The 15238-nt window shown below is 65.7% G+C and carries 18 protein-coding genes; 15 read left to right on the top strand and 3 right to left on the bottom strand.

Annotation, left to right across the window (positions count from 1 at the left end):
* Positions 1 to 8 precede the first annotated feature (8 nt).
* Both ACX1D3_RS11360 and ACX1D3_RS11355 read left to right on the top strand, forming a co-directional pair.
* Positions 9 to 893 (top strand): MurR/RpiR family transcriptional regulator, encoded by an 885-nt coding sequence (locus tag ACX1D3_RS11360; protein WP_045247694.1) that lies wholly within the window; start codon positions 9 to 11, stop codon positions 891 to 893.
* Positions 893 to 1753: an EamA family transporter gene (locus ACX1D3_RS11355; RefSeq protein ID WP_045247693.1), complete on the top strand. Its 861-nt coding sequence runs from the start codon at positions 893 to 895 to the stop codon at positions 1751 to 1753. Before ACX1D3_RS11360 ends, ACX1D3_RS11355 begins: the two co-directional genes overlap by 1 nt.
* Positions 1754 to 1777: 24 nt before the next feature.
* Here ACX1D3_RS11355 and ACX1D3_RS11350 read toward each other — a convergent pair whose 3' ends face one another.
* Together ACX1D3_RS11350 and ACX1D3_RS11345 are read right to left on the bottom strand one after the other, a co-directional pair.
* Complete coding sequence (locus ACX1D3_RS11350) at positions 1778 to 2317, bottom strand: MaoC/PaaZ C-terminal domain-containing protein (protein WP_048809056.1); 540 nt, start codon at positions 2315 to 2317, stop codon at positions 1778 to 1780.
* On the bottom strand, positions 2314 to 2973 hold the full coding sequence (locus ACX1D3_RS11345; protein WP_084603852.1) for a CGNR zinc finger domain-containing protein: 660 nt from the start codon (positions 2971 to 2973) through the stop codon (positions 2314 to 2316). Before ACX1D3_RS11345 ends, ACX1D3_RS11350 begins: the two co-directional genes overlap by 4 nt.
* Before the next feature lie 41 nt (positions 2974 to 3014).
* Here ACX1D3_RS11345 and ACX1D3_RS11340 point away from each other — a divergent pair, with 41 nt between their 5' ends.
* The 11 genes from ACX1D3_RS11340 to ACX1D3_RS11290 all read left to right on the top strand — a co-directional run bounded on the left by ACX1D3_RS11340 (position 3015) and on the right by ACX1D3_RS11290 (position 12961).
* Positions 3015 to 4220, top strand: coding sequence for an MFS transporter (locus ACX1D3_RS11340; protein WP_045247691.1), 1206 nt, complete (start codon positions 3015 to 3017; stop codon positions 4218 to 4220).
* A gap of 274 nt (positions 4221 to 4494) precedes the next feature.
* A complete protein-coding gene (locus tag ACX1D3_RS11335; protein WP_048809055.1) occupies positions 4495 to 5376 on the top strand; it encodes a helix-turn-helix domain-containing protein in 882 nt (293 codons plus the stop codon).
* A gap of 271 nt (positions 5377 to 5647) precedes the next feature.
* Positions 5648 to 6739 (top strand): ArdC-like ssDNA-binding domain-containing protein, encoded by a 1092-nt coding sequence (locus ACX1D3_RS11330; RefSeq protein WP_045247690.1) that lies wholly within the window; start codon positions 5648 to 5650, stop codon positions 6737 to 6739.
* Positions 6739 to 7674, top strand: coding sequence for a bifunctional DNA primase/polymerase (locus ACX1D3_RS11325; protein ID WP_458993966.1), 936 nt, complete (start codon positions 6739 to 6741; stop codon positions 7672 to 7674). Before ACX1D3_RS11330 ends, ACX1D3_RS11325 begins: the two co-directional genes overlap by 1 nt.
* The gene (locus ACX1D3_RS11320) at positions 7671 to 8366 is read left to right on the top strand and encodes a DUF2637 domain-containing protein (protein WP_458993965.1); all 696 of its coding nucleotides are present in this window, start codon (positions 7671 to 7673) and stop codon (positions 8364 to 8366) included. The genes ACX1D3_RS11325 and ACX1D3_RS11320 overlap by 4 nt, the downstream gene beginning before the upstream one ends.
* Entirely contained in the window at positions 8363 to 8767 is a 405-nt protein-coding gene (locus tag ACX1D3_RS11315; RefSeq protein WP_048809052.1) for a hypothetical protein, read from the top strand. The genes ACX1D3_RS11320 and ACX1D3_RS11315 overlap by 4 nt, the downstream gene beginning before the upstream one ends.
* 91 nt (positions 8768 to 8858) lie before the next feature.
* Positions 8859 to 9722 (top strand): hypothetical protein, encoded by an 864-nt coding sequence (locus tag ACX1D3_RS11310; protein WP_045247687.1) that lies wholly within the window; start codon positions 8859 to 8861, stop codon positions 9720 to 9722.
* A gap of 6 nt (positions 9723 to 9728) precedes the next feature.
* Positions 9729 to 10757 (top strand): ParB N-terminal domain-containing protein, encoded by a 1029-nt coding sequence (locus tag ACX1D3_RS11305; RefSeq protein ID WP_045247686.1) that lies wholly within the window; start codon positions 9729 to 9731, stop codon positions 10755 to 10757.
* 56 nt (positions 10758 to 10813) lie between these two features.
* The gene (locus ACX1D3_RS11300) at positions 10814 to 11488 is read left to right on the top strand and encodes a hypothetical protein (protein WP_434540235.1); all 675 of its coding nucleotides are present in this window, start codon (positions 10814 to 10816) and stop codon (positions 11486 to 11488) included.
* 13 nt (positions 11489 to 11501) lie between these two features.
* Positions 11502 to 12698 (top strand): M23 family metallopeptidase, encoded by a 1197-nt coding sequence (locus ACX1D3_RS11295; protein ID WP_048809051.1) that lies wholly within the window; start codon positions 11502 to 11504, stop codon positions 12696 to 12698.
* Positions 12695 to 12961, top strand: a complete 267-nt coding sequence (locus ACX1D3_RS11290) for a DUF6112 family protein (RefSeq protein ID WP_045247684.1) — start codon at positions 12695 to 12697, stop codon at positions 12959 to 12961. The genes ACX1D3_RS11295 and ACX1D3_RS11290 overlap by 4 nt, the downstream gene beginning before the upstream one ends.
* 34 nt (positions 12962 to 12995) lie before the next feature.
* Here the strand turns inward: ACX1D3_RS11290 and ACX1D3_RS11285 are convergent, their stop codons facing one another.
* Positions 12996 to 13397: an NUDIX hydrolase gene (locus ACX1D3_RS11285; protein WP_045247683.1), complete on the bottom strand. Its 402-nt coding sequence runs from the start codon at positions 13395 to 13397 to the stop codon at positions 12996 to 12998.
* A gap of 109 nt (positions 13398 to 13506) precedes the next feature.
* On the opposite strand from ACX1D3_RS11285, the gene ACX1D3_RS11280 reads away from it, so the two are divergent.
* A complete protein-coding gene (locus tag ACX1D3_RS11280) occupies positions 13507 to 13830 on the top strand; it encodes a DUF6112 family protein (RefSeq protein ID WP_045247682.1) in 324 nt (107 codons plus the stop codon).
* A gap of 240 nt (positions 13831 to 14070) precedes the next feature.
* A complete protein-coding gene (locus ACX1D3_RS11275; RefSeq protein ID WP_458993964.1) occupies positions 14071 to 15237 on the top strand; it encodes a conjugal transfer protein TrbL in 1167 nt (388 codons plus the stop codon).
* Position 15238 lies beyond the last annotated feature (1 nt).

Raw genomic sequence — 15238 nt, 5'->3', positions numbered from 1 at the left:
TATTACCTATGGCAAGATCATCAAGTAACTCCGTTTCTGCCGCCGAGGATCCGCTGCGCCGCTGGCTCGGAACGGTTCAGGCGCGGAGTGCGGGGCTGGTGGCAAGCGAGGCAAAGGTTGTCGACCTCGTGCTGGAGGACCCGTTGTTCGTGGGAAGGAGCACGACGGCGCAAGTCGCCGAGCGAGCAGGGGTCTCGGCGCCGAGCGTGGTCCGTGCCGCCCGCGCAATCGGTTTCTCAGGCTTCGCCGAACTGAAGCTGGAGATCGCCCGCGCTCGCGGAACAGCGGAGTTCTTCGCCCCGCCACACACGCTCACGAGCACCGATTCGACACGCACGATCATCGACACGACAGCGCGCACAGGGATCGACGCGCTCACCGCCCTCAGCGGCGCGATCGACCCGGACGCTCTCGACCAAGCGGTCTCCGCGATTTGTGGCGCGGGGCAGCTCCTCGCCTATGGTGCGGGCCCATCGGCGACGGTCGCGGCCGATGTCGTGTTCCGGCTGCGGTCGCTGGGCGTGCGGACATCGGGCGTCGTCGATCACGAGTCCGCGATGATCGCGGCACGCCTGCTCGACCCCGGCGACGTCGTCGTCGCCGTCAGCTCGACCGGTCGCACCGACATGACCGTCGCGATCGCCGACGCCGCCGCGACCGCCGACGCGACCGTCATCGCCATCACCAACCAGTACGGCACACCACTCACCGATGTCTCCGCCGTCGCACTCGTCGTGGGCGGCGCGCCGCTGACGACGCAGATGGCTGCTGCCGGGAGCCGTCTGGCGCAGCTTGTCGTCGTCGACGCTCTCGCGGCAGCACTGGCACTGCGCGATCCCGACCGTGTCTCGCGCGCCGAGCGGGCCGGGATCGACCTGCCCGACATCACCTGATGCCACCAGTCACCGTTGCGATCGTCCTCATCGCCGCAGTCGCCCACGCTGGCTGGAACCTCGTATCGAAGTACAAGAAGGGCGACACGCTGCTGTTCGTGGGCGCCTACACGACCGCTTCCGCGATCCTGTGTCTCCCTCTCGCGATCGGTGCCGCCGCCACCGGTTCGCAACCGATCACCTGGACCCTGGTCGCCGCTGCGGCCGTGTCCGCCGCCCTGCACCTGACGTACTCGCTCACCCTGCAGGCGGGCTACGACCGAGCCGACCTCGGAGTCGTCTACCCGATCGCTCGCGGCGTCGGACCGCTGCTCACCATCGTGATCGCTATCTTCCTGCTCGGAGAACGCCCCACGGCACTGGCGATCATCGGAGCGCTCGTCATCCTCGCAGGCATCCTCGTCGTCACGGGCAACCCCTTCCAGAGAACGGGCAACCGCCCCCTCCGCGGCATCGCATGGGGTACTACCACCGGAGCCACGATCGCCGCCTACACGCTGTGGGACGCGTTCGCGATCGGCTCCATCGGGCTCGCACCCGTCAGCTACTACGCCGGCACGCTCGTCGTCCAGGTCGCATTCCTGGCCCCAGCCATCATCAGACGCCGCACAGCGTTCGCGAACACCCTCCGCGTCAATCGCGCGCCTATCGCCGCGGTCGCCGTGCTGTCCCCGCTCGCGTACATCCTTGTGCTGACCGCAATGCAAACCTCACCCGTGGCACTCGTCGCGCCACTGCGGGAGGCATCCATCGTGATCGGCGCGCTCCTCGCCTGGCGTCTCTTCGGCGAAGGACACCTCGCCCGGCGTCTGATCGGCGCCGTGATCGTACTTGCCGGCATTGCCGGCATCAGCCTGTAGTCGCAATGCCAGACCAGGTACGACTCAGCGACTTTCTCCGCGTTTGATCGCCTTTTCGCCGCTCTCAGCACCCGGTGCTGCGGCCTGAGCTCCAACGTCGCGTCTCCAGCCTATGAGCGTGATTCGCGCGCGCTGCCGGATGTCGCCGTTCTGGTTCAGAGTTTGGTAGCCCACGGTGATCGATCCGCGACCGGGCCGGCTCTTCGACGGCGTGATCGTGTCGATTCGGGCAACAACCCCGAGTTCGTCATTCGGTCGTGTCGGGCTTGGCCACTCGATCTCCACGCCTTTGCCGATGATTCCTGTAGCCAAGGGCAAAGCCTGCGCGAGCAGTTTCATCGACAACGCAGCAGTATGCCATCCGCTCGCAGCGAGTCCTGCGAAGAAGCTGTCTCGGGCCGCCGTGACAGAGAGATGGAATGTCTGCGGGTCAAACTGTTCGGCGAAGGCAATGATGTCTTCCTCGCGCAGGAGCACAACTGGCGAATGGAACCGCATTCCGACTGCGAGGTCGTCAAGCCAGAAGCCGTCCGGATTCGCAACATGCAAGCCGGGTGAAGTCATCTTCCCAATTCCTTGATCGAGCGATCGTCCGTCACGTCAACGTCGGCGGTGTGCTCTCTCGGTTGGCGCGAACGTGCGCGGTGCGCGGCGGCTTTCGCTCGGTTACCGCACTGGCTCATTGAGCACCAGCGACGCTCTCTCGAACCGGACGGGAGCACGTAGATCATGCGGCATTCCTCGCTCGCGCACTCCCGGAGTCGATGACGCACGTCAGGGCTTGCGAGGATGTCCAGCAGGTCCCGAGCCGCGCGGGCGCACATCGCGCTTTGGCTGAGTGCCACCATCCGAGCTTGCGGTCCATGCAATGTGTTCGCCAAGCGGGGCGGGGGAACATCGGCGCTGGCCCACCGCTCTATCCGCTGCACGGCGAACGATGACACGGGTCGCTCGTGTACGACCCCAGACAGCACTTCCCAGGCATCCTCGCGAAGCTCACGCAACTCCGTCAGCAGCGCTCCCCGATCCACGCTCGCATCGACCTCGATACCTACACCGACGAGCCACTGTTCCAGGGCCCCCTCGCCGTCGAGGCGCTCGACGCGATGCTCTTCGCCAGCGCCCCGCCGCCCGACGGTTGCGGTGAGATTGAGAACGAGGGAACCACCGTCGAAACGAAGCTTCCGCAGTGCCGTGCTGGTTCGAAGGTCGGTAGCCATGCTACTATAGTAACCGATAGAACGGTTACTTAGGAGAGTACATGGGAACTCGATTGCCTGGTTGGGCACGCGTCGCGACCGGTATCACCGTCGTGGGGTGGGGAGCGAACCAGTTCGCTGCTCTGCTACCGGTGTACCGGGAGACCGCCGGCCTGCCGGACTCGTTCATCGCCCTCGCGTTCGCTACCTACATCGTGGGTCTCATCCCGGTGCTCTTCGTCGCCGCCGAGATCGCGGACCGAGTTGACCGACGGTGGCCGGTCCGGGTTGCGGTCATCCTGTCCGCTGTCGCCTCTATCGTGCTGTGCCTCGGCTCGCAGGAGGCCTGGCTTCTCCTTCTGGGCAGGTTCTTCTCCGGTGCGGCCGCTGGCGCGGTTCTCGGTCCAGGCACGGCATGGGTAACCGACCTGTCTGCGGATGACCGCTCCGCTGCTCCGAAGCGGGTGGCGGTCGCGCTCTCCGTCGGATTTGGTGGCGGCCCGCTCGCAGCAGGACTCGTCGCGCAATGGGCACCCCTGCCGGAAGTCCTGCCCTACGCCCTCCATCTGCTCATCTCGGCCATCGCGGCTGCGCTGCTGTGGCGGGCCCCAGATACTTCCCTCGACAACGAAGAACTCGTCGAGCAGGCTGAGGTCTCCGCCACAGAACTCGTATCGAGACGCCGAGCGAGTTTCTGGAGCGCGATCACGACACGGCCCTTCCTCTGGACCATTCCGCTCACGGCACCGTGGGTCTTTAGCGCTGCGACGATGAGCTTCGCCGTGATCCCGTCGGTCATCCATGTCCAAGGATTCGAGGCCGCCACAGCGGGGATCATCACGGGACTCACCATGGGCACCGGAGCACTCATCCAGCCTTTGGCGCAACGCATCGAGCGTGGGAGGGCCGGACGAGCCTTCCCTCTAGGAATGGGAATCGCCGCTCTAGGGATGCTCCTGGCCGCAGGAACCTTCGCGGCTCGGCTCACCGTCCTGATGCTCCCCAGCGCTATCGCCCTCGGCGCCGCATACGGCTTAGTGCTCGTCGCAGGTCTTCGTCGCATGGAGGAGATCGGTCACCCGAAAGATCGCGCACGGCTCAACGCCGCGTTCTACTCGCTCTCCTATATCGGCTTCGCCCAGCCACTCGTCTTTGCACTCGTCGCAGTGACGCCGAACGCCCAAACTCTCTCCGCGGTCCTCGGTGCCATCGTGGCCACGGTAACCACGATCGGCATCGCGATCAGATCCAGAGAGTCCCATGCATAGTGGCGACCACACCATATGTGTTCGACGTCGAGCAGGCCGATATCACCTTTGCTCGCGCATCGACCTGCTCTGTGAACCGGCAGCCTCTCGGTCGTCGGATCATGGACATACGCGCAATCTCCTTCTCGCTGTTACAACGAGTCCGGCCAGCCCACGCCACCAATTGGGCTGAGGAAGCGGATGGGACGTGTCCGCCGAACCGGCCGGCGAGAGCAGACTTCGTGAGGCGAGCGACCCTGCGATAGACGCGTCGCCCGGAGAACAGTTCGGGCTCATGTCAGCGATCGAGATACTGCGCTGCGTCCCGACGCAGGAGTTGACGTTTCCGGTCGTCACGCTCATCCACGTACTGTCCGGAAAGATCGATCTTTGTACGGATGTGGCGATACAGCGCTTGGCGCCCGGGTCAGCGGTGGCGCTCGGCTCGCACAAGCGGCATCAACTGTTGCCACTGTCGCCATCACGGTTGTGGGTGATCTATGCGGACGAACCCTTCATTAGGGCGCAGATGCGCTGGCTCTTGCGGTCACGGCAGCGCGTTCGTCGAGGCGTGCATCCTGATGACTGGGACGGCAACTCCCTTGTACTTACCCCAGGAATCGAGTCCTTTCGGCGGCTGGAACCGATCTGGCGACAGCTGAGCATGCTTCCAGATACGTGTTCATCGCCCGAAGAGACATCGATTCGCACAATCGAGCTTCTAGCGAGGTGGGTTGGCACAGTCGCACCGGTCTTCCTTACCGAAGACAGCCGCTCTCTCCACGTGCCCACCCGGAATCAAGTGCCGGCTTCGAGGCGGCAGGCAGATCCGGCAATGATTGGGCACGTCGGGCGGGCTGCGCGGCTGCTTCGGGAGCGCATGGGCGAGCCGTGGACTGTTACTTCACTGGCCCAAGAACTCGCGCTGTCTCGTACGCACTTAACACGGCTGTTCTCGACGCACATGGGGGCCAGCCCAATGCGATTTCTTACCGAAGTTCGCTTGACCGAGTTCAGCCGCCTGATTGATGAGACTGATCTCTCAGTTCATCAAGCGTCACAAGCCGTCGGCTGGGCCGATCCGCGTGTCGCCTCCGCATGGTTCTCACGACGATTCGGAGTAACGCCGACACGCTACCGACATCGTCTGCCCGCGACCCGCAGCGAAACTGCGTAGCGGCGAGTTCCCTCGCGCTCGACGGGCGTGAGGCCCACTCGAACTCGTCGTATGAACCGCGTTACTCATCACGTGACCCGGACAGGCCCCAAAGGCTCGACATCGCTGCGAGCCAGGAGATAGACCAGATCGAACTCGTCGGGTCTGGTCAGATCCCTGGCGGTCACGCACCTCGTTTCGTTCCTGCCAGTGCTCGCGCACGTCCCGGCGCACCTCATGGTCGCAAGGGCTCTCGGCTGTCATGTCATGGGCCTCGCCGAAAGGAGGTCCGATGATGGCGACGAAAGAGGAAATCCGAGCGGCACGGGATGCGAAGCTCGACGAACTCCACGAGCGCCTGACCGGTGCCGTCGAGACGCTGGTCTCCGGTAAGGACTGGGGGCGCGCTCTAGCGTTCGCGGCCAGGTTCAGGTCACGGAGCTTCAACAACACGCTGCTGATCTGGTTCCAACACGAAGCGAACTACTCGGCGGGGCGGGTGCCTGAGCCGTTTCCGTCGTTGGTGGCTGGGTATCGGCAGTGGCAGCAGCTCGGCCGCCAAGTTCAGAAGGGCCAGCCGGGGTTGCAGATTTTCGCCCCTGTCACGGGCCGGTTCGCTTCGGCGACGCCGGCAGTTGCGGATTCGTGGCGGCGGTTGGAGCGGGGTGAGAAGCCTCGTCCGGGTGAGGTGGTGCGATCCCGGATGATCGCCGCCCGCCCTGCGTACGTCTGGGATGCCTCCCAAACCGATGGCGATCCGATACCGGAACCTCCGGCACCGAAACTCCTCGAAGGTGAAGCACCAACCGGGCTCTGGGAGGGCCTGTCGGCGCAGGTCGTCGCTGCGGGGTTCCGTGTGCTGCGGGTGCCGCATGAGGGTATGATCCACGGCGCCAACGGCATGACCGACTGGGATGCCAAGTCGGTGGCGGTGCGGGAGAACATGGACCCCGCTGCCCAAGTAAAAACCCTCGCGCACGAACTCGGGCACGTGCTGCTGCACAACCCCGATGACGAGGACGCTCGGCACCATCGCGGGATCGGTGAGGTCGAGGCGGAATCCGTCGCCCTCATGGTGGGTGCGGCGCACGGGATGGACACCAGCGGGTACACGATCCCGTACGTCTCGACCTGGGCCGCCCGTGTCGATGGGAAGGAGCCTGTTGAGGTGGTGAAGGCCACCGGCGAACGCGTCCGCAAGGCCGCGCTCGGGATTCTCGATCAGCTCGACACAGTGGTGGTCGCCGACGGCACCCCACCAGGTCTGGAACGCGACGCTGCGCAGCAGGAGAAGCCGCAACGTGCGGCGGCCCGGCCGGTGAAGCCAGTGTCGGAGCGTAGTGAGCCCGTGCGGGCTGCGGCAACGGTGGGGCGGGGGCTGTGATGGCTACTCACGATGCGTTCTCGGAGGTGTTGTTGCGGCTGAATGGGCGCTGGCCGGTCTCGGCTGCTGCTCGCGAGTTCGCCACGGCCGGGGTGCCGGTGTTTCCGTGTGTGTCGGGGGCGAAGCGTCCGCTGACCGAGCACGGCTTCTACGACGCCAGCACCGACCCGGCCTTGGTGGATGCGTGGTGGCGGCAGCATCCAGGAGCGAACGTCGGCCTCCCCACCGGCGCCTCTTCCGGGGTCGTGGTCGTCGATGTCGATGTTCACGGCTCGGTCAAAGGATTCGAAGCGATGAACCGCGCACACCGTGCCGGGCTCATCGATGGGTGGATGTTCACCGTCACGAGCCCGTCGGGTGGCCTGCACGCCTACTACCCAGCCACACCGGACACGGCGCAACCTTCGTGGCAGGCGGCTCGGGCGGGGATCGACTTCCGCGGTGACGGCGGGTACATCATCATCCCGCCCTCCTCCGTCGTCATCCACGGAGCCTCTGTGCCGTATGCGCTGCGACAGATCAACACCGGCCCCGCATCCACCATCGACTCGGGCGGGCTGCGTGACTTCCTCGACCCCAGACCAACATCGCGGCCGGTGTCGCGTGGGATCTCCCCATCGGGTGCGGTACGTGATCGGGATGTGTCGCGCATCGCAGCGTGGGTCGCCACCCGCGGCGAAGGCGAACGCAACCGCGGCCTGTTCTGGGCCGCCTGCCGCCTCGCTGAAAACGGGGTCGCACCGTCTGATGCGCTCGACGTGCTCACCGCGGCCGCCGGACACGCCGGGCTGAGCGAGCGGGAAGTCACCACGACCGTGCGGTCGGCCTACCGCGCCGTCCACCCACCGCCGAGAACATCCAGCACGTCACGGTCTGATGGTTTCGCCCGCCCGAGGCATGCAGCCTCACGTCCAGCGGGTCGGGGGTTGTCGTGAATACGCGGCGGTGGGCGGTGCGCACCGCGGTGGCAGGAACGATGTTCATCGCGTCCGGCGCGTTCTGGCTGTCTTACACCGCCCTCGCTGACCTCGCCCGTCGCTCCGGGATCGGGGTCGGGCAGGCGTGGGCATGGCCTCTGATCGTGGACGGCATCATCGTCGTCGCGACCGTCGCCGTCGTCGCCCTCGCGGGGCTCCGGGCTGCGTGGTATCCGTGGGCGCTGCTGATTGGTGGTGCGGCGGTGTCGGTGACGGCGAATGCGATCCACGCGATCCTAACCGCGGACACCGACGTGCCCCCAATACTTGCTGCGTCTGTGGCTGCGGTGCCGCCGGTGGTGCTGCTGGCGATCACGCATCTGACCGTGATCCTCACCCGCTCCCCGCAATCCGAACCGGCAATCGAAGCCGATCAGGCCGAGCCGGAACCGTCGAACAGTCCCGACGCTGTTCCTCTCTCCTTCTCCGTGATCGAGCCCGCCCCGGAGATGCCTGATCGTCGTGAGTATGCGGCGGAGCTGCGGTTGTCGGGGTGGTCGAACAAGCGCATCGCTCGGCAGCTCGGGGTGCATCCCTCAACCGTGGGCCGCTGGTTCACCCACCCAGAACGTAAAGACGAGCAAGAACCCCCAGAAGAAGAAACCGAAAACGATTCGCCCGTGTGGGTGGAGGAAGAGAGAACACGATGAACAACGAGAACCCCTGGAACGACGACCGCTCGATGACCACCGAGCACACGTCGGCCATCAAGCGAAACGAGCCGACCAAGAACCCCGCCGAGGATCTGACCCCGGATGCGATCGAGGCCGAAGCAACCCGTCAGCAGGCCATGCAGCTCGCGCAGGAGCAGCATCGGGCACGAGGAGTCGATTGGGTACGCCCCACCGATCTCATGGCCCGCCACTCAGCCACCGTGGCCCGGCGCGGCATCGACTTCCACGCCAACCTCGCCCGCCAAACCCGCACAGGGATCGCAAACGCCTCAACCAAGATCGGAAAGCGAATCGGTCAACTGCCGCCGCTGTCCGCGTTCGGCCGCCGCAGCTCGTCGCGTGAGCCGGTCACTCGTGGTTCGGTCGGGAAGAGCTAGGCCGGTGAGAAGCGATGGACACGAAGGCACTGACACCAGCTCCACTAGGTACAGGTTGTGCACCTGACTGCGGAAGAGGAGGTGTCCGACCATGACCACCAGAACAGCGACCGCGATGCCGGATCGGCCCGAGGACTTCCGCACCGGCGAAGGCCTCCGCACCCTCCTCGTCCGACTCCATGAAGCAGGCCCTGGTGCGTGGGAGCACGATCCGGTCGTTGCGGAACTCATGGCGTATGCCGCCGAGAAGTATGCACCCCTCGCCAGTAAGCACGGCCTGGACCCGTGGGAAGCGGCATCGGCGGCGTTCGATGTCATGCGCACCAGGGCAGCACGCACGGCGGAGAATCCGTGGGGTGTGATCACGCATGCGGTGCGGATCACCTGCATCTTCGAAGAACGCGCCCAAGGACTCCTCTGCTCCGTCCACCAAGCCCGCCGCCCCCACATCTCTTCCTTCCACGATCCCGAGCGGTTCAGCGATCGGGAGAACCCGCTGACGGACTACCATCCGGCGTTTCGGATCATCGACAGCATCGAACTCGGCAAGTACGCCCCAACCGGCGAAGAGGAATCGGACAGTGCGACGCAGTTGGCGATGTCGGCTGCGGAAGACGCAATCGCGTTCCTCGCCATGCTCGGCTGGACACCAGAGACCGCGCGCTCTGGGGTCGAGCACGTGTGCGGGGCTCTCATCAAAGCCGGCTCACGTGCGACAGCGTTCGAAGCATTGCGCCGTGACAAGCAAGTTCGCGTGCTGCTGGATATCCCGTCCGGGTCGTGGCATGCGTTGCTGCGGGCGATGCTCGGCAACCCCGACACCGATCACGCCACGACGGGCGCTGGCCGCGGTGTGCTGCTGCGGCTGCTGATCGGCGAGACGATCCCGCTGCTGCTGCGCGATGACGACCTCGTCCTCGCACTCTCTCTGGCGGCTCCCGGAGCCAGGGAGTGATGGGTGATGAGCGAGCAACCAGTGGGGAGTGTGCAGGTCGAGCGGACCGTCGCCTCGATCCGTGTCGGCAACCGGCACCGTGCTGAACTCGGCGACATCGACGTCCTTGCCGCGTCGATCAAGCGTGACGGGCTGCTGCAACCCATCACCGTGACCCCGGACGGGTTTCTCGTTTGCGGGGCTCGACGTTTGGCGGCGTTGAAGATGCTCGGCATCAAGACCGTGAACGTGTGGGTGCGATCCGGGCTGTCGGATCGGCTCGGGCAGCTGCTCGCGGAGCAGGACGACAACGTGCTCCACAAGCCCCTCACCGCGCTGGAAGCGGCAGCGTTGTATCGGGAGCTCAAGGCGATCATGAGCGAGGAAGCCGCGCTGCGGGAGCAATCCACGCAGTTCCAGAAAGGCCATGCGCCCGGTGAGCATGGGGGTGGACATCTTCCACCCCCACCCGGTCAAGCCGGGAAGACGCGCGAGCAGGCTGCGGCAATGATTCCGGGTGGGGCGTCGTATCGGACCTACGACAAGATCGGCTACGTCGAACAGGTCGCCACCGACCGCAAATACCCCGAGCATGTCCGAGTCGCTGCACAGGCGGCGTTGGATCAGATCCAGGACGGCGGCCCCGTCGACCCGGAATACACGCGCGTCCGCGCCCTCGCCACCAGCATGACCGAGCAAGCCCGCGCGGCCCGGGATGCGGAACTACATCAGATGGCCGAAGAAGCCGTGGCCCGCGTCCAAGCCGAAGCAAAAGCCAAGAAGAAAGAACAGGCGCGGAAGACCCGCCCGGTGTCGCCGGTCGAAGAGGGGATCACGCTGCTGGGGGTGCGGGCATTTGTGCTCACGTGGACCGATCTCGATTCCTGGTGGATCAAGTACGACCTCACCCGGCTCGCCACCGACCTCACCGACGAACAAGCCGACGCCTTTTATACCGTCGTCGAAGGCACGGTGACGTTCGCTGAAGACCTCCGCACCGCCCGCACCGCCACTCGGTCAGCGGCTGAGGACGTAGCACTGGCACCTCTCCGCTAACTGCCCCGCGCGTTGGTGAAGCTGGGGCGCACCTGGGGGTTATGAGAACTCTCGATGTGTCCGACCCTCGCATCCGTCGCCGCCTGATCGCCGCCGCTGCGAGCGGGGTGGTGTTCCTGATCCTCGCCGGGATCGGCATCTACGGCCTCATCACCGGCCCCCGCAACGCCACCGGCACGGATTACCCGACCGGTTCGGAACCGTCATCGATCGCACCCGAAACTCCGGGGCCGACCACTTCGCCGCGGTTGCCGGTGGTGTCGAGGTCGGATGATCCGGAGACCTTCGCCCGGAACGTCGCCGAAGCCCTCTTCACCTGGGATACCGCGTCGGGCTTCTTCCCGTTGGACTACACATCAGTGATCCTCGATGTCGGCGATCCCTACGGTGCTGAGCAGGCGGGCCTCGCGGCCGATGTTGCCGCCTATCTACCAGCGAGAGAGGCGTGGCTCGAGTTGCGGAAGTACCTCACCACCCAGCACCTCACCATCGACAACGCTTATGTGCCGGAGGCGTGGGATACGGCCGTCGAGCAGGCACAGCCGGGCCAGCTCGCAGAGGGAACAACGGCGTACACGATCGACGGCACCCGGCACCGCTCCGGTGTCTGGAACGAGGACCCTGTCGCCAGTGAGCATGCGGTGTCGTTCACGGTGTTCATCGTCTGCCCGCCTGACGGCGACGACTGCCACCTGTTGCGGCTCTCCCAACTCGACACCCCCCTGAAGTAGCAGGGGGTGGATCGTGTTCAAGAAACTCGCCATCGCAGGGATCGCCCTGCTGTTCCTCGCACCCTCGATCATGCTCGTCTCGATCGGGGCGCTCATCAACCCCGCACAGGCCGCGAACGCCACCTGCCTGTCCACCGGCCTGACCGTCGGCACGATCCCGGACGAACTCGACGTGACGGATGCTTCCGGGTACTCGTTCACGCTGAACCATCAGCAGCTCACCCACGCCGCGACGATCATCACCACCGGCTCCGCGATCGAGGGTGTGAATCGTGACGGTGTGCAGATCGCGCTCATGGCCGCGCTGACGGAGTCGACGTTGCGGATGCTGTCGAACACCAGCCACTACCCGGACTCGGCGGACTACCCGAACGACGGCAACGGGTCCGACAACGACAGCCTGGGCTTGTTCCAGATGCGCCCACAATCCGGGTGGGGCACGGTCGCTGATCTCATGGACCCGAACTACCAAGTCCGCGCCTTCTTCGGCGGACCCGCTGGGCCGAACTATCCGTCGCCGCGGGGATTGCTGGATATTGCGGGGCGGGAGTCGATGGACAAGGGCGAGGCCGCCCAATCCGTCGAAGTCTCCGCCTACCCCGACCGGTATCGGAACTATGAGTCGGTCGCAGAGCAGATCCTCCAAGCCCTCACCACCAACACCACAGCACAGCCCGCTGGTGGTGGTGCGGTGTTGGGGCCGGTGCCGGAGACCTCCCGTGTGGTATTCCCGATGCCGGAGGGCACCTGGGTGATGACCAGCCCTTACGGGATGCGCGAACATCCCATCACCGGGGAATACAAGCTCCACTCCGGCACTGACTTCGCCGGCCCCGACGGCACCCCGATCCTCGCCGCCGCTGATGGTGTTGTCACCGTTGCCGAATACTCCGGCGGCTACGGCGGCCTGGTCGTCATTGAGCACACCGTGGACGGGAAGACGGTCGCGACGGCGTATGCGCACTCTTGGGAGACCGGCATCCGCGTCACGGCGGGTGATCGTGTGACCGCGGGGCAGCACATCGCTGATGTCGGCTCCTCGGGCAACAGCACTGGCCCGCACCTGCATTTCGAGGTCAGGATCGGCGGCACCAACGGCGAATACACCGACCCCGCCGTCTGGCTGGAACAGCACGGTGCCGCAGACCTCGACGCTGGCGAGATCACCGATCCGGGCGGCTGCACCACCAGTGAAGGGAACGAGTCATGAATGTGTTCCCGGATTTCGATGGTCTCGGTGGTATCGGTGACCTCAAAGAAGTCATCGGCGCCCTGCTCACCTTTGTCCTCGTCATCGCGGTGCTCATGTTGATCGTGTCCGCGATCGTCTGGGCCGTCGCCTCCGCGCACGGCAACCACGCCACCGCATCGAAATCCCGCACCGGCCTCCTCGTCGCCCTCGGCACCGCCGCGCTTGCTGGCGGTGGGGTGGCGTGGATGAACTGGCTCATCGCGGTCGGTGACCAGCTCTGAGGTTCACGTCAGCTCGTGGACGGCTGCGGTAGCGCTATCTGGCGGGCACGATGCCTGCGAGGGCGAGGTAGTCCAGCAGGCTCGTCGTCAGTGGTACCTGAGTGAGCTCGTCCGGGGTGAACCAGCGTGCGTCGTCGGCATCGTCGCCCGGCGTGAGGTTTCCTGCGGTGACGGTGGCTGCAAAGTCATGGATCTCGAACACGCGCCCGTCGCCGGTCGGCACATCTACCGTCCACAGCTCCTGACCGATCTCGACATGTAGGCCGGTCTCTTCCCATGCCTCCCGGCGGGCGGTCTGCGCGGGGGTTTCACCGGGTTCAGCAGACCCTCCGGGCACCGACCAGCATCCCTTCTCGGGCTCCTCGCCCCGTAGCACGAGCAGCACGCGGCCCGCGTCGTCGGTGATGACCGCGCTGGCGGCGAGAACACGCTCCACGCCTCCCACGCTAGTCGCCTTCTCCGCGGTGGTTGTCCTGGCGCACCTGAGGTCAGAACCCTTCCGCTGCCCACGCTTGTGGGCCTTGTTCGTGTCAGGAGACCCCACCGTGTTCGACCTCATCACCACCGCTGTATCCGTGATCCCGGCGCTCGTGCCGATGGACATCGACATCAACCCCAACGACTCCGGCCTGCCCGGTATCGCGCAGCTGCGCACGATCGTGGGCGCGGTCATGACCGTCGGCCTCATCCTCTCCGTTCTCGCCTTGATCATCTCGGCGATCGTGTGGGGCTTCGGTGCGAACAGCAGCAACCCGCACCTGGCGGGCAGGGGAAAGATCGGCGTCCTGGTCTCCTGCGGCGCCGCGGTCATCTGTGGTGCTGCGGTCACGTTGATCAATTTCTTCTGGAACGTCGGCCAGCAGGTCTAACCCCATCCCCCGCTCGATCTGAGGAGGTTTGTGATGGGGGTTTGCGATGTTCCTGTCATCTCCACCGTCTGCGATGTCGCAGGCGACGCCGCCGGAGCCTTGATCTCCGCCCCGTTCGATTGGCTCGCCCAGGCAATGGGTGCGGCCGCGGGCTGGTTGTTCGAGGCCGTCTGGAACGTGTTCGACACCACCACGCTCGTCGACGTCACATCCGACGGGTACGTCAGCGTCTACAACCTGGTGTTCGGGATCGCCGTGTTCATCATGCTGATCTTCTTCTGTCTCCAACTCATCACCGGCCTGATCAAACGAGACCCCGGCGCCCTTTCCAGGGCCGCGCTCGGCCTCGCGAAGAGCGTGCTTGGCAGTTTCGTGGTGATCACGTTGACCGGGCTGGCGTTGGAGATCGTGGATCAGCTCTGCACCGGCATCATCCAAGCCGGCGGGGAGACCACGGAGACGATGGGTGACAAGATCACCCTCCTCGTCGCAGGCCTCACCGGCATCAGCATCGCCGCGCCCGGCGTCGGGGCGATCATCACCATTTTCCTCGCCGGGCTCGCGATCACCTCCGCCGCAATCGTGTGGCTGTCGCTCCTGGTGCGGAAGGCGTTGCTGTTGGTGGCGATCGTGATGGCGCCCCTCGCGTTCTCCGGTTCGTCGTGGGATGCGTCACGGAGTTGGGTGTCGAAGTGGGCCATGTTCGTCATCGCGCTGATCGCGTCGAAGTTGGTGCTGGTGGTGATGTTCCTCGTCGCCGTCACCCAGGTCAGCGCACCCATCGAGGCCGACCTCGCCTCCGTGTCTGACCCGATCGCGGGTGTGGTGCTGATGGCGATGGCCGGATTCGCCCCATACCTGACCTACAAGTTCATCTCGTTCGTGGGATTCGATATGTATCACGCGATCGGCTCCGAACAGGACGCCAAGCAGTCGTTGAACCGGCCGATGCCGGTGCCGTCCAAGCCGCAGGGTGGTGACCCACAGAAGGTCCTCGACGGCACCGGCAGCGGCGGAGGCAAATCGGGCGGTGGGTCGGCTGCGGCCGCACCGAAACCGACCCCCGCCGCATCCAGTGGTGGCGCAGGCGCCGGAGCCGGCGCAGGTGCCGGTGCGGGTGCGGGGGCTGGCGGATCCGGTGCGGCTGCCGGTGGTGCGGCCGTTGCGGCACCGATCGCAGCGGGCCTGATTGCGGCGAAGATCGCCAAGGACTCCTTCGAGGCCGGACCGAAGGCCGCAGGTCACCTCGCCAACGAGGCAGACGCCGCTGCGGACGGTGCGGGCCAGCCCGGAAACGCGGGCGCTCCGGCAGCGCCGTCTACGCCGGTGCCGAAGAACCCGATCCCGCCGTCTGACCTGCCGCCGTCGAATCCGAAGCCACCTGCCCCGAAGCCCGGCAAGGAGTAAC

It is taken from the genome of Tessaracoccus yangjingae, assembly GCF_054483935.1.
The sequence above is the reverse complement of the archived record's forward strand: the minus strand, read 5'-3'. Positions and strand labels throughout refer to the sequence as shown.

Bases quoted from the DNA above. Each gene is read 5' to 3' on its own strand.
- ACX1D3_RS11310 (WP_045247687.1), top strand. From the start codon at position 8,859: ATGACCACCAGAACAGCGACCGCGATGCCGGATCGGCCCGAGGACTTC.
- ACX1D3_RS11345 (WP_084603852.1), bottom strand. From the start codon at position 2,973: ATGGCTACCGACCTTCGAACCAGCACGGCACTGCGGAAGCTTCGTTTC.
- ACX1D3_RS11355 (WP_045247693.1), top strand. From the start codon at position 893: ATGCCACCAGTCACCGTTGCGATCGTCCTCATCGCCGCAGTCGCCCAC.
- ACX1D3_RS11340 (WP_045247691.1), top strand. From the start codon at position 3,015: ATGGGAACTCGATTGCCTGGTTGGGCACGCGTCGCGACCGGTATCACC.
- ACX1D3_RS11325 (WP_458993966.1), top strand. From the start codon at position 6,739: ATGGCTACTCACGATGCGTTCTCGGAGGTGTTGTTGCGGCTGAATGGG.
- ACX1D3_RS11305 (WP_045247686.1), top strand. From the start codon at position 9,729: ATGAGCGAGCAACCAGTGGGGAGTGTGCAGGTCGAGCGGACCGTCGCC.
- ACX1D3_RS11290 (WP_045247684.1), top strand. From the start codon at position 12,695: ATGAATGTGTTCCCGGATTTCGATGGTCTCGGTGGTATCGGTGACCTC.
- ACX1D3_RS11335 (WP_048809055.1), top strand. From the start codon at position 4,495: ATGTCAGCGATCGAGATACTGCGCTGCGTCCCGACGCAGGAGTTGACG.
- ACX1D3_RS11350 (WP_048809056.1), bottom strand. From the start codon at position 2,317: ATGACTTCACCCGGCTTGCATGTTGCGAATCCGGACGGCTTCTGGCTT.
- ACX1D3_RS11330 (WP_045247690.1), top strand. From the start codon at position 5,648: ATGATGGCGACGAAAGAGGAAATCCGAGCGGCACGGGATGCGAAGCTC.
- ACX1D3_RS11315 (WP_048809052.1), top strand. From the start codon at position 8,363: ATGAACAACGAGAACCCCTGGAACGACGACCGCTCGATGACCACCGAG.
- ACX1D3_RS11360 (WP_045247694.1), top strand. From the start codon at position 9: ATGGCAAGATCATCAAGTAACTCCGTTTCTGCCGCCGAGGATCCGCTG.